Origin of the sequence: Paenibacillus sp. IHBB 3054, from assembly GCF_051594305.1 — a bacterium.
Classification (GTDB): domain Bacteria; phylum Bacillota; class Bacilli; order Paenibacillales; family Paenibacillaceae; genus Paenibacillus_AQ.
In genome coordinates this window covers 1-14585 of record NZ_JBOFBG010000050.1, presented here as the reverse complement: position 1 = coordinate 14585, position 14585 = coordinate 1, and the positions used below count along the sequence as shown (strand labels likewise).

General features: G+C 47.0%; 14 protein-coding genes and 1 pseudogene. 5 read left to right on the top strand and 10 right to left on the bottom strand.

Features of this window, described 5'->3' with window-relative positions; genetic code table 11:
- Positions 1–66: 66 nt before the first annotated feature.
- Complete coding sequence (locus ACQ76X_RS32130) at positions 67–2730, bottom strand: fibronectin type III domain-containing protein (RefSeq protein WP_438497827.1); 2664 nt, start codon at positions 2728–2730, stop codon at positions 67–69.
- Positions 2731–2957: 227 nt separating this feature from the next.
- Between ACQ76X_RS32130 and ACQ76X_RS32125 the strand changes: the two genes are divergently transcribed.
- Complete coding sequence (locus tag ACQ76X_RS32125) at positions 2958–3812, top strand: helix-turn-helix domain-containing protein (RefSeq protein WP_438497825.1); 855 nt, start codon at positions 2958–2960, stop codon at positions 3810–3812.
- 212 nt (positions 3813–4024) lie between these two features.
- Positions 4025–4402 (top strand): nitrous oxide-stimulated promoter family protein, encoded by a 378-nt coding sequence (locus tag ACQ76X_RS32120; protein ID WP_438497824.1) that lies wholly within the window; start codon positions 4025–4027, stop codon positions 4400–4402.
- Positions 4403–4500: 98 nt separating this feature from the next.
- On the opposite strand, the gene ACQ76X_RS32115 is transcribed toward ACQ76X_RS32120, so the two are convergent.
- The 5 genes from ACQ76X_RS32115 to ACQ76X_RS32095 form a co-directional block, all read right to left on the bottom strand.
- Positions 4501–4629: a DUF6254 family protein gene (locus tag ACQ76X_RS32115; protein WP_231578275.1), complete on the bottom strand. Its 129-nt coding sequence runs from the start codon at positions 4627–4629 to the stop codon at positions 4501–4503.
- A 106-nt stretch (positions 4630–4735) separates the two neighbouring features.
- Positions 4736–5479: an amino acid ABC transporter ATP-binding protein gene (locus ACQ76X_RS32110; protein ID WP_438497822.1), complete on the bottom strand. Its 744-nt coding sequence runs from the start codon at positions 5477–5479 to the stop codon at positions 4736–4738.
- A 15-nt stretch (positions 5480–5494) separates the two neighbouring features.
- Positions 5495–6154, bottom strand: a complete 660-nt coding sequence (locus ACQ76X_RS32105; RefSeq protein ID WP_038592058.1) for an amino acid ABC transporter permease — start codon at positions 6152–6154, stop codon at positions 5495–5497.
- Positions 6155–6183: 29 nt separating this feature from the next.
- Positions 6184–6954: an amino acid ABC transporter substrate-binding protein gene (locus ACQ76X_RS32100; protein WP_438497820.1), complete on the bottom strand. Its 771-nt coding sequence runs from the start codon at positions 6952–6954 to the stop codon at positions 6184–6186.
- 251 nt (positions 6955–7205) lie between these two features.
- Entirely contained in the window at positions 7206–8081 is an 876-nt protein-coding gene (locus tag ACQ76X_RS32095; RefSeq protein WP_438497818.1) for a LysR family transcriptional regulator, read from the bottom strand.
- 112 nt (positions 8082–8193) lie between these two features.
- Between ACQ76X_RS32095 and ACQ76X_RS32090 the strand changes: the two genes are divergently transcribed.
- Positions 8194–9579 (top strand): MFS transporter, encoded by a 1386-nt coding sequence (locus ACQ76X_RS32090; protein ID WP_438497816.1) that lies wholly within the window; start codon positions 8194–8196, stop codon positions 9577–9579.
- Between the two features lie 81 nt (positions 9580–9660).
- Here ACQ76X_RS32090 and ACQ76X_RS32085 read toward each other — a convergent pair whose 3' ends face one another.
- The gene (locus ACQ76X_RS32085) at positions 9661–11013 is read right to left on the bottom strand and encodes a sodium-dependent transporter (RefSeq protein WP_438497815.1); all 1353 of its coding nucleotides are present in this window, start codon (positions 11011–11013) and stop codon (positions 9661–9663) included.
- 203 nt (positions 11014–11216) lie between these two features.
- On the opposite strand from ACQ76X_RS32085, the pseudogene ACQ76X_RS32080 reads away from it, so the two are divergent.
- Together ACQ76X_RS32080 and ACQ76X_RS32075 are read left to right on the top strand one after the other, a co-directional pair.
- A pseudogene (locus tag ACQ76X_RS32080) lies at positions 11217–12420 on the top strand (MFS transporter).
- The gene (locus ACQ76X_RS32075; RefSeq protein WP_438497814.1) at positions 12413–13051 is read left to right on the top strand and encodes a TetR/AcrR family transcriptional regulator; all 639 of its coding nucleotides are present in this window, start codon (positions 12413–12415) and stop codon (positions 13049–13051) included. The pseudogene ACQ76X_RS32080 and the gene ACQ76X_RS32075 overlap by 8 nt, the downstream one beginning before the upstream one ends.
- Before the next feature lie 51 nt (positions 13052–13102).
- Here the strand turns inward: ACQ76X_RS32075 and bshB2 are convergent, their stop codons facing one another.
- Genes bshB2 through ACQ76X_RS32060 form a run of 3 tightly spaced genes read right to left on the bottom strand, consistent with a single transcriptional unit; the run spans position 13103 to position 14485 of the window.
- The gene (gene bshB2 / locus ACQ76X_RS32070; protein WP_438497813.1) at positions 13103–13786 is read right to left on the bottom strand and encodes a bacillithiol biosynthesis deacetylase BshB2; all 684 of its coding nucleotides are present in this window, start codon (positions 13784–13786) and stop codon (positions 13103–13105) included.
- Between the two features lie 23 nt (positions 13787–13809).
- The gene (locus ACQ76X_RS32065; protein WP_438497812.1) at positions 13810–14154 is read right to left on the bottom strand and encodes a YojF family protein; all 345 of its coding nucleotides are present in this window, start codon (positions 14152–14154) and stop codon (positions 13810–13812) included.
- A 22-nt stretch (positions 14155–14176) separates the two neighbouring features.
- Entirely contained in the window at positions 14177–14485 is a 309-nt protein-coding gene (locus tag ACQ76X_RS32060) for a hypothetical protein (RefSeq protein WP_038592034.1), read from the bottom strand.
- Positions 14486–14585: the final 100 nt, after the last annotated feature.

Sequence of the window (14585 nt, the reverse complement as noted above, 5' to 3'; positions counted from 1 at the left end):
ATAAATGCAACGACGTAACATGCAAGGATGCTTGCACATCAGTCGTTGCATCGAGAATGAATCAAATTAATTAGCTGTTGTACTTACCGTGACTGGACTGGAATTGTCCCTTCTGCCGACGGACTTGATCACCAGATTATATTGGTGCTCTGGATTTAAATGCTCGATAACGGTGCTGTATTGCGTCGTTCCCGGCTTTACCGGCACATAAAGGCTCCAATACTTGCTGATTTTATCATCTTTTTCATAAATACGGAATCCCCTTACCTGTTCCTTGCTGGTGAAAGGCGTTTTCCAGGTTAATGTCGCCTTGGTCCCTTGAAGTTTCACCTTGAACTCCTCTGCGGGAGCCGGTTTGGTGTCCGTTCGTTTGATGCCGTAATGATCGTATACCTTTAGCCCGTTTTTTCCATAGCCACTCTTTCCTTCATCTTCCACAGCAGCCGTATAGGCATCAAGTTTCAGGATTTGATCTGAAACCGACACATCTGTAAACATTTTTTTCTCCGGTTGCTTATTTACTGCTGCAAAAAAGTCGTCATACGGTTCGTTTTTGTAATAAAACTTGTTTCCAAAAGCATTGGGCATCAGATACACCGTTCCCTGCGGATTAACAACGTTGCCTGCCTCGTCCTTCTCCAGCTTTTTCGGATCTATAACCTTATCCCCATACATCTGGAAAGAACGCATATACATATGATCGTGAGCCTCAAACACCATATCGATGCCAAGCTCGTCAAAGACTGGAATCAGATTCTTTCTGTAAAATTTAACGCGATCCCCTTCCCATTGTGCAGAATTATCACCGGATGCGTAAGGCGCCTTGTGAAATGCAACGAATTTCCACTTCTTATCAGACTTAGCGACTGTATTCCGCATCCAATCGATCTGGTTCCAGAACTGCTCATGTTTCTCATCATCCCAGTTGACAGAGCCATCTTCATTCAGCTTTCCGTCAAACTGAGAGTTGTATACCATGTAAAGAGCGTCTCCATATTCAAAAGAATACACCGAGCCGTCATGCGTTGCTTCCACCACTTTCCGGGGCAGATTGAAGTGGTTGTAAAAGTTGTTATTCCGCGTTGTTTCATCCCCGTCCCAATCGGACACCTCATGTCCGCCAAGCACGGGAACGAAGGGCACTTTCATCAGTGACTGCTGTGCGAGCCCGAGCATCCACTGCCACTGCTCCTCCAGGTCACCGTTGTCGACCAAATCGCCGGCATTAATCAGAAATTTGGGGTTACCGATATGTTCATTTGCTTTCCTGAAGGTATCTGCCCAGGGTTCAAAACCCGATTTGCTTGAGGCCTGCGAATCGGAGCCAACAATAAAACGATAAGGCTGAGAGGTCGCCGTATCGGTCTCAAATGATCCGATGGAGCTCCAAACCGAGCCGTCACCCACTCTGAAAACATATTTGGTTCCCGGCTTTAATCCGTTCGCGGTTGCTTTATGGCTGAAGAACTTTTTCTTCTTTCCGGTCGTTCTGTCGCTCTTGGTCATATAAGTTGATATTTCCTCGGAGGATCCGGTAAATTCGAGAACGCCCTCATTCGGAAATTCGTTTCCGGTTCCCCCTGCGCTTTCAGCAGTCTGGACCTTCGTCTCCGCTGAAATATTTGTGTACCATGCGAACGACATGCTCGTTTTGGTATCGCCGTTGAAAGTCATATTGATAAGATTGGGCTGAGACGCGGATGGTTGAGTCGTAAAGCTCCATTCGACATTACGGATCATGGGAGAGCCGTCTATTCCTTGGACCGCGGTTTTGGGGATGGAAACTCTGTACATTTTCCCTTGACCTAGTCCGCCATGCCCGATGCGCAAGGTCGTTTGGTTTATGACTTCGGCGGTTAGGGTGGGTATAGGCTGATTCTGGTCATCTCGAATCGTGATGGCCTGTTGATTCATCAGCTTTATCGATTTGTTGAATTCAACCTCGACTGGAGCCGTCACGGATACTTTTTCAGCTCCATCTTCAGGAGAATGGGACTTATCAATTGTCGGCGGTATGGGCGTTTTTCCAGGGATTAGATCACCCGTCACACGAATATTCCGGATTTTGCTGGACCCACCTTCACCAATGCCTTCCGGATTATCTTTGGAGTTCGTGGCCAGATTGGAATTGACCAGCCAGCGGATATACAGCAATTCCTTGTCGTCTGCGTTCGGCAGAGACAGCTTGCTGAGCTTACAGGATTGACCCGGACAACTGTAGCTTGAAACGGTCTTCATCTGAACAGTACCTCCCGGCACGTCGGTCCAGACTGTCCGGTCCGAACTTACCTGTACTTTGAAATCGTTCGGACCAGAACCGGAAGAGCTTTGTTCCGAGGATAATTTGATATTCTTGTAGGCGGATGTAGAAAGGGTTGCCAGCCAATACTTTTTGCCCTCACCTTTGTCCCAGCCCTGATAGCTGATGTCTTTGGCTTTGCTGTCGAAGTTTTCGAAATACCCTCCGACCTGTTGAAGGCTCGAGGAAGACATGTATTCTCCTCCGGTGGCCGGATGGCTACCTGCTTCTCCTTTGTTTTTGAATACCCATTCGGCGATTACGGCTTCTGCAGCAGCCGTTTCCTTCTGTACAACGGAGGCTTGCTTGGGCTTGCCCGCCACGGGGCCGGCCAGTGAGTCTGCCGGGAATGAACAGGGGATCAACAGGAACACCAAGAACATAAAGAATAGTTGTTTCGGATTACTTCCTCTCTTTTTCTGGCTTTGCATGTTTGCAGCCCCTTTCCCGTTCAAATGAACGGATTAGCTTGAGGATTCATTAGGAATCCCGCTTTCTTGAATATATCCCACGCCCGCCTCAGGATTCTCAGAGAATCTTATTGAAAAACCCCCATTTTCAACATATCTTGCTGTTAACATTTTGTTTAACAATTCAAACCGCTTCGGCTACAATGAGAATATCATTAAATTACCGGAGTGCCGGAGAGGTGATTGATATGAACTTTTTTCATTCTGATCCCTTTTATATCAGCCGAGAAAGTAAATCCTGTTCCAGCATTCCTTCATTCCACTATCATGATGCTTATGAAATTCTGTATATTGTCTCGGGCGAGCTTCATTATTCTATCGGAAGCCAGCCGTTTCAGCTTGTGGGCGGCTCCATGCTGCTCATCCGAAAAAATGACGAACACCGGCTGATCAATCCCAATGGTGCAGAATTTGAGAGAGTAACACTGCTTTTTAAAGAAGAGTTTCTAGGCGGGTTGTTGACCGGGGACTTGTCATTTCATCCGTTGTCCGCTTTCCAATCCGGTTCTGGCTCCCTCCGGTTAAAGGGTCAGGAGCAAGGTTATGTCGAAGCGATATTTGCAAAGATGGCCGCCGAGTCCGCGAACGGATTTCCTGAGTCGGGTTTCTATCTCAAAATCCTCTTGTCCGAGCTTTTAATTTACATACACCGCTTATTAAACAGCGGACGTCCATATATGAATTGCTCCACCAACCAGGTTTATCAGCGTATCTCCCATATCACCCATTTCATCAATCACCACTATGATCAGCGCCTGACCTTGGAGGAGCTCGCAGTCCGTTTCCATGTCAGTCCCTCCCATCTTAGCCGGACCTTCAAGGAATCAACAGGGTTTACCCTCATCGAGTATGTGAACCATGTTCGGATCAAACAAGCCTGCCATTTATTGAAAGAATCCAATTCGCAAGTTTCAGCTATTGCCGAAAGCGTCGGCTTCGAGAATTCAACTCATTTTGGCCGGACGTTTAAAAGCATCATAGGTCTCTCTCCCTTGAAATTCCGCAAGAATCCGCAGGCGGGATACATGGCCGAAAAACAATAAAAAGCCTGAATTCCTTTAAAGGAGTAATGATATCCTGTGTGGTCGGTACAATCCATCCATTGGGAATTTCCGCACCCGATTCAAAGAATCCGATACGTTCCCGCCAACTTCCTGCTTGAATAGCTATCCTACGTAGGACGGGTGCATGTTGGCCTTGCAAATGCCTTGAAAATGTAAAGAATAATACCCATTTTCTTTATTAAATAGAGTTAATGTATTCTTATAACACTGAAAGGAACCTTTCGCACATGACAAGAGAAGTGAAAAGGCAATTGAATGAGGGGCCTAGAATTCGAAGAGAACAAGAATTGGTATCAAAAATGATTCGTATCTATTGCAGTAAAAAACATCATCAAACAGCCTTCTGCGAGGAATGTCAGGAGTTAAATGTATATGCGAGGAACAGATTATCGCTCTGTCGATTCGGTGAGGAGAAAACGGCTTGCGCAAAATGCCCCATCCATTGTTACAAACAGGATTACCGTCAAAAAATCAAGGACGTAATGCGTTACTCAGGTCCATGGATGCTGCTGTACCACCCCATTGAGTCCATTAGGCATATTCCAATCCCAGGCAAAGGAAGAAAATAGCCCAGTCTGGACTATGTATTCTGGCAAATGTTCCAGATCAGCGGGCGGTCCCGAATAGGCTGCCGAAGGGAATCGGCAACCTACCGCCTTGTGCTAGGTTACGACGTAGTATGTTCCGCATCATACTCGCTGGAAAGCTCTTTCAGCGACTTGATTTTACCATGGGGGTGCTGGTCCTGCTTTCGGGATTTCCACCCAGCTTCTTTTCTTTGCTTCTGCTGGCTCATCTCGGGTAGCCTCCTCTGGAAATGCATCATGTATACTACAGTAATAGGATGCTGAATATTGCGTTTATTCATACGTGTTAGTTTGCTTTCATGTTTGATACTCTTGTTAATCCTGATTCAAAAACGTCCGGGTCCGCTCCAGCTGCGGGCTGCCAAAGATCTGCTCCGGTGTTCCCGATTCGGCAATTTCCCCGTTATCCATGAAGAATACACGGTCCGCCACATCGCGGGCAAAGTTCATCTCATGCGTGACGATTATCATCGTCATGTTCTCGTCCGCAAGCTGGCGGATGACACGCAGCACCTCGCCGGTCAGCTCGGGATCAAGTGCCGAAGTCGGCTCGTCAAACAACAGGATGTCCGGGTTCAGCATCAGCGCTCTGGCGATAGCTACCCGCTGCTTCTGTCCACCTGACAGCATGGAAGGGTACACCTCCGCTTTATAGGCAAGGCCTACTTTGGAGAGCAATTCCTTACTTTTGGCGGCAATATCCTGAGTGCCCTCCCGCTTCAGTGTTCGCGGGGCAAGCTCCAGATTCCCCCGTACGCTAAGGTGAGGGAACAGATTAAAGTGCTGAAACACCATGCCCATGGTCGCGGTAATCTCCCTTATATCTGCATTGCTGGCGTATTTGCCGTTCTCTACCAACGGTTTGCCATGGATAAGGATACTTCCGCCGGTAACCTCCTCCAGATGAACAAGACTGCGCAGCATCGTACTTTTCCCGGAACCGGAAGGCCCGATCACCGCCACGACTTCTCCCGGTTTCACATCAAAGGTAATCTTCTTCAGCACATCGAGGCTGCCGAAAGATTTCTGCAATTGCTTAACTTCAATCATACTACTCATAATTGGACAGCCCTTCTACTCAAATTTGAAACGTTTCTCCAGTGCCTTGAAGAACAGCGTTAGTATTAATGTCATCAGCAAATAAATAACGCCGGCAACTACAAATGGGGTCACCGTAAAATCGCGGTTCACCGCCGTCTTCGCGTAATTCAGCAGCTCTGGTACAGCTACAGCATAGAGCAACGCAGTGTCCTTGACCAGAGTAATGGACTCATTGGCTACCGCAGGCAATGCAACCCGGAACATCTGGGCAAGAATTACCTTGCGCAGGGTCTGCCATTTGCTGAGCCCGAGAACCTTGGCCGCCTCGTGTTGTCCTTTATCAATCGAGAGCATCCCGCCACGGAAGATTTCGGCAAAATAAGCACCATAATTAAGGATGAAGCCAAGACTGGCCGCAACGAAGCGGTCCATGACCAGATACTCCCCAATGACCGGAATCTGCGGCAAGCCGAAGCAGAAGAATAGCAGCTGCAGCAGTAGCGGAGTTCCGCGCATGACGTAAATATAAGTGTGCGCAAGCCAAGCTAGCGGTTTAATTGAGCTCTTGGCCATCAGTGTGACCAGCATCCCTAGCGGAATGGACAGCACGATGACAATCAGAAACAGCAAGGCGGTCGTCCGTGCACCTTCAAGCATCGGCCCGGCAATTTTTATAATGTAATCTATATTCATATCTTCAACCGACTCCTAAAGGAAACAATCTAGTTCAGTACTTTGTTCTCGCCAAACCACTTCGTTGAAATTTCAGCAGCCGTTCCATCACTGCTTAGTTCATCCAGAGCCTTTTGCAGCTTAGTAAGCAGTGCTTCATTGCCTTTCTTAATCCCGATACCGTATTGCTCAGGAGCCAGTGATTCATCCAGAAGCTTGTAAGTACCGGTCTCCTTAGACATGTAATATCTTGCCACCACTTCGTCAATAACCACTCCATCCAGGCGTTTCGACTTCAGGTCCGTCAGGGCAAGTACATTGTCCGGAAATTCAGATACCTTGTCAATCTCTGCTTTGATTGGACTGGCATTCAGGGCATCGGCAGCCGACGAAAGACTCTGCAGTCCGACTTCTTTTCCAGCCAGATCATTCAGCTTCGACAGCGCTGAATCCGCCAGCACGACTACAACCTGGCTGTTCTCCAGATAAGGCTTGGTAAACAACACCTTCTCTTTACGCTCGTCTGTTATGGTGTACCCGTTCCATATCATATCAATGCGTCCGCTGTTCAGCTCCGATTCCTTGGCCGACCAGTCAATTGGCTGGAAGGTGATCTCTTTGCCCATTTTCTCGGCTGCTGCTTTCGCATAGTCAATATCAAAACCGACAATTTCATTGTTGTCATCTCTGAAGCCCATCGGAGCAAACTTATCATCTATACCGATCACCAGTTTGCCGTCATCACCTTTTGAACCGGAGCAGCCTGCGATCACTGCAATTGCCATAACTACGAATAAAATTAATAATCCTTTTCTCTTCATCTCTCTAATCCCCCTAGTAAATGACACACTGTATGCTACGCTTTAGCTCATTAACACGTTATCAGTTTATCATGATAACATATCATCTGAGCGGCGTCGATAGAGAAGAGAAACACTTCTGTGTCAAACAAGTGAAACGGCTTCGCCGTCCTCAAAAGGACGGTTTCCGTTTCAGCGAGAAATAGAAGGATGATTTATACCGTGAAGCATATAAATTCTTAACATTTTAAAAAAAGCCATCGCCTGTATTTTCAGGTCAATGGCTTAAAATAGTTTACAACGACCTCACGGAATTCCAGAGCAGCCGGCGAAATGTAGCGGCTTTTGTGCCACAATAATGCGATCTCACGCGCCAAGTCATGATTTTCCACTTGGAGATAGTGAATCTGTTCCCTAGAATTCCTTGCCGTGCTAGGTATAAAAGCGATGCCGATTTCTGCCTCCACAAGGGCACTTAGCCTTGCTGGTTCATCCCCCTCATACACATATCTAGGTTCAAAGCCAACTGTTCTGCATACATTGTCTACTAAATCGCGGGTACCATAACCTCTCTTTACACCGATAAACTCTTCATCCCTCAATTCTGTCAAAGAAATGCTGCTTCGATTTGCCAGCCGATGCCCTTTGGGAACCGCTACAAGAATGGGGTCAATGAAGACTATTTGGCATTCAATATCCTCCTCCTCTATGGCAGGTGAGGACAAGCAGAAATCGACTTCTCCGCTGTGAAGAAGCTTAACCATTTCATGCGTGGTCAGCATTTGCACATGAAATTGGACATTAGGCCGCTTTTTTCGAAACTCTCGAAGGATATTTGGCAACGTGCTCGCGGCAGTCACCGCAAGTTCAAGTGTACCTTGTTCCGGGGAGGATAAATCACGCAGCTCCTGCTTTCCCTGTTCCAGTTCAAACAAGGCCCTTTCCGCCCTGCGGAGGAATTGGCTTCCGAACTCATTCAAGCGTAGCTTCCTTCCTATCCGGTCGAATAGCGGGACTCCCAGATCTTCTTCCAGACGTTGAATTGTTTTGCTTAATGAGGATTGGGTAACGTGCAGGGTCCGTGCTGCTTCGGTCACATGCTCCAGCCGGGCTACCACGAGAAAATACTGCAGTTGAAGAAGTTCCATTTTATACCCCTCTCATTCCTTCTAGTCTATGAAATCATAACATAAAAGGCGTTGGAATAAATAATCAATCTGAAGTACGATGACATCAATAACACTTTGGGGAGGACCAAAAATGAATGCTCGCAGCAGGTGGCTGATGATCTCCGTGGGTCTGGGGATTCTATTGAACCCATTAAATTCTTCGATGATTTCCGTGGCTATAGCAAGGCTGCAAAAGGTGTATCAGCTTGATTTTACAGAGGTATCCTGGATCATTTTCTCATTCTATATTGCGAGTGCTATCGCTCAACCTGTCATGGGGAAGGCCAGTGATCTATTCGGGCGCAGAAAGATCTTTCTAACCGGTCTTGTTGTAGCCTTCGTTGCATCATTATTAGCTCCGCTATCCCCCACCTTTGGGTGGCTCATTGTGTTCCGTATTGTGCAATCCATCGGAACAAGCATGATGGTTGCAGTTGGAATGGCCATTGTGCGAATTCATATTACGGAGAAACAGGCGACTGCGCTGTCCGTGATGTCCATTTTCCTATCCGGTGCGGCAGCTATCGGTCCCTTTATCGGAGGGGTCTTGATTCAATGGTGGGACTGGTCTGCGATCTTTCTCGTCAATATTCCGTTCGTGGTTACGAGCTTTGTGTTAGCTTGGAGGATGATTCCTAAGGACGAACCGCCAACATCCGTTACATCCCAGATGTCGTTCCGTAAATGGTATGATTTGATTGATGCGACAGGGATTCTGCTCTTTATCGTGGGTCTGGTCGCCTTGCTGGTGGGATTACTGTCAGCAAAATCATCTGGCCATGTCTCGTTGGGTCCTGTCATTATCGGACTGATTGGCCTTTTTGCACTGGTGGCTTTCGTACGCCATGAGTTAAAAGCGGCATCACCCTTTATTCCTTTGCGCACATTCGCCAAATATCCTGAGATGACTTGGGTTAATATCGAATTCATGCTCGTTAACGTACTTTATTACTCACTCTTTTTCGGGCTTCCGTCCTACTTGCAAATGGTACGTCATGTCAGCGAATCCCATACAGGGATTCTGATGTTAAGCTTAGGCTTGTGCTCGCTCATTGTTTCTCCACTAGCCGGACGATGGATAGATAAATCAGGACCAGGGCCCGCATTGCTGACATCCGGAATACTAATGACACTAGGATCGGTATGGATGGTGACCATGAATCCCACTTCACCAGTTATCAGTGTATGTGTGTCGTTGGCTGCATTCGGTGTTGGGAACGGATTAAATAATGTCGGTATGCAAGTGGCTCTGTTCAAAAGTTCGCCAAAAGAAATGATCGGTGTAGCATCCGGCGTATTTATGACATCAAGATATCTGGGAACCATTCTCTCTTCCTTATTGCTGGGCATCATAATGGGAGGTAAGTTCAGCGCTGGGGGATTTCGACTGCTTGGTGTGATCCTCTCGGTCATTGCATTGTCTCTGGTATGTATGAGTTGGCGGCACAGGAACTCGCGACAACTGGAAGAGTCTTAGGTGATGCTCTAAACAAAGAAACTCTACAACCACATGGGTTGTAGAGTTCTTTTGTTCATTCTGCAATGAATGGTTGTTGAATTAGAATTTAAGGATTCCCGAGGTATGCAGCAACACCAGGAACACCAAAATAGGCGCAATATACCGGAGCATGAACAACCAGATGCGGAACCAGCGCGCCTGTAGTCCAGCCGCTTCTGCTGCCCCCTTCCAGAAATAACCGGCAAAAATGGTGATCAGCAGACCGCCAAGCGGCAGCATAATGTTGGAGGTAATGAAATCCATCCAGTCGAACAGGGCTTTGCCGCCAAACGTAAGTTCAGGGAACATTCCCAGCGACATTGCTGAAGGAATCCCAAGCAGAAAACAGACCAGAGACAATACCCAAACCGAACGTTGACGGCTCCAGTTCCAGCGCTCCATCGCGAAGGATACAGGCACTTCAAGCAGGGATACAGCTGAGGTCAAGGCGGCAATCGCCAGCAGGATGAAGAACAGACCGCCGAAGAACGAACCTAACGGCATAGCCGAGAAAGCCGCCGGCAGAGCGATGAAAATCAGCGAAGGTCCTTGGTCAGGAGCAATGCCGAACGAGAACGTAGTCGGGAAAATAATCAATCCGGCGATAAACGCATAGATCAAATCTCCGGCTCCTATCGCAAGTGTAGCGGTGCCCAGCGACTGATTTTTATCTACATAAGAACCGTACGTCAAAAGAATCCCCATTCCGAGTGATAACGAGAAGAAGGCATGTCCCAAGGCGACCAGTGCGGATTCTGCCGTTAGTACCGAGAAGTCCGGTTTGAGGAAGAAGGAAACCCCTTTATCTGCACCCGGCAAGGTTAGCGCACGAATCATCAATACAATAAGGAGTACAACCAGGCCGGGAATCAGTACTTTATTAAATTTCTCAATCCCGCCCGATACCCCCAGGATAACTACTCCCGCAGAAATCAGGATGGCTACACCCTGCCAGACAATCGGCAAGTACCCTGAGATAAATGAACCAAATTCACCTGCATAATCAGTCGTGCTGAACAGTTGTCCATTGAAGGCAATCATTGCATAGTGCAGCGTCCAACCTGCAACAATAATATAAAAGGAGAGGATTAGAAAAGGCGCAATCACTTGCAGTATTCCAGCTGCCTTCCACCCTTTTCCGCCTCCGGCACGGATGAACGACGTTGCCGCGCTTCCGCGTCCACTGCGTCCGATGGCGAGTTCGGCCAATAGCACAGGCAAGCCGATTAGCACCAGACAGACGATGAAGAGCAGGAAGAAAGCCGCTCCGCCATTTTCTCCTGTAATATAAGGAAATTTCCACATATTTCCCAGACCCACCGAGCTGCCGATGGCCGCGAAAATAAAGCCGCTGGAGGAGAAACGTTCCTTTTTCTCCGAGAGCAGGCTTTTTTCACCTTTATACTGATTCATTTCATAACGCCCCATTTTCTTTTTTTAGAACTCATTATAGCTTAAGTACCCATCGGAGTCATATGGTAATTTCTAATTTCTCAACTATTCATTCAAGTTAAAAGAGTTGTATTTATCATTTACAATGTTCTCTCTTTCAATTAGAATGATTTACATTGTGTTAATATTTACTTAGTGTAAACCATTCGCGGGAGGGCTTTGATATGAGCAGCTTACCTAAGTCTGCCAGATTTCCACTTTTCATTCTAATGCTGAATCTGTTTATCGCTTTATTGGGACAAGGTATGGTCATCCCCATTCTTCCTGAATATTTAAAACAATTTAATGCCTCAGGGGCTGCAGCCGGGTATCTTATTGCTGCTTTTGGAGCCGCACAGTTTATTTTTTCACCTATAGGCGGGCAGCTTTCGGATCGCTGGGGTCGTAAGTCCATGATCATATCCGGTCTGTTTTTAACGGTCATTGCGGATCTGATGTTTGCCGTATCTGCGACATTGCCGCTTCTGTATATTGCCCGATTTATCGGGGGAATAGGTATTGGATTAATGGTTCCTTCCAATATGGCCTATGTCGCTGATATTACCACTCAGGAAACCCGCGCTAAAGGAATGGGATTCTTGGGGGCTTCCATGAATTTGGGTATGGTACTTGGTCCAGGGTTAGGAGGGATTATCGCTGAATTCGGCATACGTGTCCCCTATTTTTTCGCGGGTGGGCTTGGACTTGCAGCTACGCTGCTTAGTATATTTATGCCAGAGACACTTCCCAAGGAAAGACGGAAATCCGTTAGTAAACGGGTACGCCGGGAGCCCCTTCGCAACCTGATCCTAAATTCATTCCGGACTTCGTATTTCCGCTATCTCCTGCTCATTCTGATCATGACATTTGGTTTGATGAATTATGAAACGGTGTATGCCTTTATTTGTGGAACAAAAGTACGGTTTTGATGCCGCTAAAATCTCAATTATCATTACGGTAGGTGCAGTTATAGGCATCATTGTGCAGATCTGGCTGCTTGATTATCTTATTAAGCGGCTAGGCGAGATGAAACTTATACGTCTATCTTTGGTGATCACGGCAATAAGTTTGCTCTTAATGATCATCAAGTTTAATTTAGGTTATCTGATCGTAGTATCTGCCCTGTTTTTTGCCTTTAATGCATTCTTAAGACCAACGGTAAGTACGCTGATTGCCAACTCAGCTGGTGATCGGCAAGGATATGCTGCCGGATTGAATACAACGTATACCAGCATAGGAAATATACTTGGGCCGATTTTAGCAGGGCAGTTGTTTGACAAACACATGAATATACCCTATATTTTTGGTGCACTTATCCTTACATCTGCTCTTTTCTTAACCTTGCGAAAGCCAAAAAATGATAAAGAACGGATTGCTGCCTATGACTGAGAACTGGCATCAGAATTTGAGAAACAAAAACCGGGAAGAACTAATTGCTGCGGCTAAGGAACTTTTTATGAAGCAAAGCTTTCTCAAAGTTAATATTAAAGATGTATGCCTCGTGGCCGGTGTAAGCCGGGTTACATTCTATAAGCATTTTCAATCCATGGATGAACTGATCTTTGAGGTCCAGATGGAAATCCTCCAGAGTATGACCCAATTTGTTGGAAGAGCAGCTTCACTCGAAATGAATGGTAAACAAATGCTTATTTCGATGCTGGAGGCTTGGATTGATTATGCTTCGCAACATCCAGAGTACATCAAGTTTATTCTTCTCTTCGACCTGCATTATGAAGCCTACGACTCAAGTGATGAACTCAAAGAGCAGTACAATAATTTTGTGAACCGGGAAAAAGAACGCCATTTCCTAATGGATGCTCTGGACATTGGATTTAAAGATGGATCGTTAAAGTCAGATACTGAGCCCTTGAAGACCGCTCATTTTATCTTCATGTCTATGATGGGTTTACTTCAGAAAATGAGCTTGATTCCCAAGGGCGATTGGAACAGCGAACTTCAGGATAAACAAATGGCTAAGCGGTTTGTTGGAATGTTGGTTCAGCATTTAAGTGGAATATAACAAATCCCCCTGCCTTTAGGCAGGGGGATTTGTCCATAAACTGTTCCTCTATCATAGAGATGAATCGAACCGGTAGGTCCAGAACTGTTCTGTGCCGAACCGGTCGCGGATTTCTTCATCACTCAGCTCCCGGTTCCCGACGAGTTCCGCCGCTTGGAATTGCGAACGGTGCGCCGTAATCGAGGCCATTTTCTTAACAAGGAATGATGTCACGTCTACGGTCACATCTGCTTTCCCGATTACCATCTCATGATTGCTGGCGAAGGCGCTGCAGTACACAAGCGGCCGTTCTGCCGCGGGGAGCCGGCTGATGGTTCGGATGACGGCGGCCCCGGTGGCATCATGATCGGGATGCACACTGTACCCTGGATAGAAGGTGATGACCAGCGACGGGGTCAATTCCTGGAGTAGTGACAGGATGCGGGAGTCCAGCAGCTGCTGGTCTTCGAACTCAATCATTTTATCATGGAAGCCGAGCATCCTTAAGTCTTGGATGCCAATCGCATGGCAAGACGCTGTCAGTTCCTCCTTGCGGATTGCTGGCAAGCTGACACGGCTCGCGAACGGCGGGATGCCCATATTGCGGCCCATCTCCCCTAGTGTCAGACAAGCATAGGTGACTTGAGCGCCGCCTTCTATGTACATAGCCAATGTCCCTGATGCAACGAATGCTTCGTCATCGGGATGGGGAAATACCACTAAGATGCGCTCATGTTTGGCTTGTTTAGTATTCATGGCTGCTTGATCCTCCGCTTTCATTAGAACTTTTCCCGGCTTAATTGCAATGACACAATTAGCTTTCCTTGACTGTCGTGCCCAGCCATGATTAGGCGTTCATGCTCATTCTCATCAACATGCGTAAGGCCCTCTGCATAGATCCAGCCGCTTGCTGTCTTTAATCCGACCCGGTAAGGACCCGTGCCGGAGATGGAGCCGTGCGTATATGAGACGGCCGCATTGGTGATGAACGCCGAAGCGGTTGGCCGGCTGCTGTCCAAATGACTGGCATAGGCCCCTGTCGTGAGTTCAAGGTGCAAGTAAAGTTCCTGACCGGTGAGGCGGTCGATCACAGTTTGGATGTCTTGAGGATGTATCGGCAGCATAATGGCCTCCTTGATTGGTGTTTTACCCTTCAACTATATCAGCTTGCAGTTCCGTTGCAATTTCAATCATTTTGGGAACTACAGCTTCGTTGGAAATAGCTACATACAAATCACCCATGTAAAGCCGGAAAGGAATTTCCACATCCCCCTGCTTCCACATAAAAAAGTCTCCATCAATGGACATGTTGCTTTCCGGGCCTTTTACGGTAAAAACCTGTGAGTACGCAAAGTCGGGCTTAGCTGCAAAGTAATCTTTGCATTCATCCAAAGAGATGGATGGCTCCGCATTGTTTTCCTGCATTGATCGTGTGATACGAAAACGCTGATTCATTGATAGGCCTCCAAAATTATTTTGAAATCTGTAGCTTCTACAAAACTATATTCTCTCATTCTCGGAGTCTACTGTCAAAACTATAGTGTACATAAAATGA

Excerpts from the sequence above, each read along its gene's own strand:
- ACQ76X_RS32100 (WP_438497820.1), bottom strand. The coding sequence starts at position 6,954 with ATGAAGAGAAAAGGATTATTAATTTTATTCGTAGTTATGGCAATTGCA.
- ACQ76X_RS32090 (WP_438497816.1), top strand. The coding sequence starts at position 8,194 with ATGAATGCTCGCAGCAGGTGGCTGATGATCTCCGTGGGTCTGGGGATT.
- ACQ76X_RS32085 (WP_438497815.1), bottom strand. The coding sequence starts at position 11,013 with ATGAATCAGTATAAAGGTGAAAAAAGCCTGCTCTCGGAGAAAAAGGAA.
- ACQ76X_RS32095 (WP_438497818.1), bottom strand. The coding sequence starts at position 8,081 with ATGGAACTTCTTCAACTGCAGTATTTTCTCGTGGTAGCCCGGCTGGAG.
- bshB2 (WP_438497813.1), bottom strand. The coding sequence starts at position 13,786 with ATGAATACTAAACAAGCCAAACATGAGCGCATCTTAGTGGTATTTCCC.
- ACQ76X_RS32105 (WP_038592058.1), bottom strand. The coding sequence starts at position 6,154 with ATGAATATAGATTACATTATAAAAATTGCCGGGCCGATGCTTGAAGGT.
- ACQ76X_RS32065 (WP_438497812.1), bottom strand. The coding sequence starts at position 14,154 with ATGCTGCCGATACATCCTCAAGACATCCAAACTGTGATCGACCGCCTC.
- ACQ76X_RS32110 (WP_438497822.1), bottom strand. The coding sequence starts at position 5,479 with ATGAGTAGTATGATTGAAGTTAAGCAATTGCAGAAATCTTTCGGCAGC.
- ACQ76X_RS32075 (WP_438497814.1), top strand. The coding sequence starts at position 12,413 with ATGACTGAGAACTGGCATCAGAATTTGAGAAACAAAAACCGGGAAGAA.
- ACQ76X_RS32060 (WP_038592034.1), bottom strand. The coding sequence starts at position 14,485 with ATGAATCAGCGTTTTCGTATCACACGATCAATGCAGGAAAACAATGCG.
- ACQ76X_RS32115 (WP_231578275.1), bottom strand. The coding sequence starts at position 4,629 with ATGAGCCAGCAGAAGCAAAGAAAAGAAGCTGGGTGGAAATCCCGAAAG.
- ACQ76X_RS32125 (WP_438497825.1), top strand. The coding sequence starts at position 2,958 with ATGAACTTTTTTCATTCTGATCCCTTTTATATCAGCCGAGAAAGTAAA.
- ACQ76X_RS32130 (WP_438497827.1), bottom strand. The coding sequence starts at position 2,730 with ATGCAAAGCCAGAAAAAGAGAGGAAGTAATCCGAAACAACTATTCTTT.
- ACQ76X_RS32120 (WP_438497824.1), top strand. The coding sequence starts at position 4,025 with ATGTATTCTTATAACACTGAAAGGAACCTTTCGCACATGACAAGAGAA.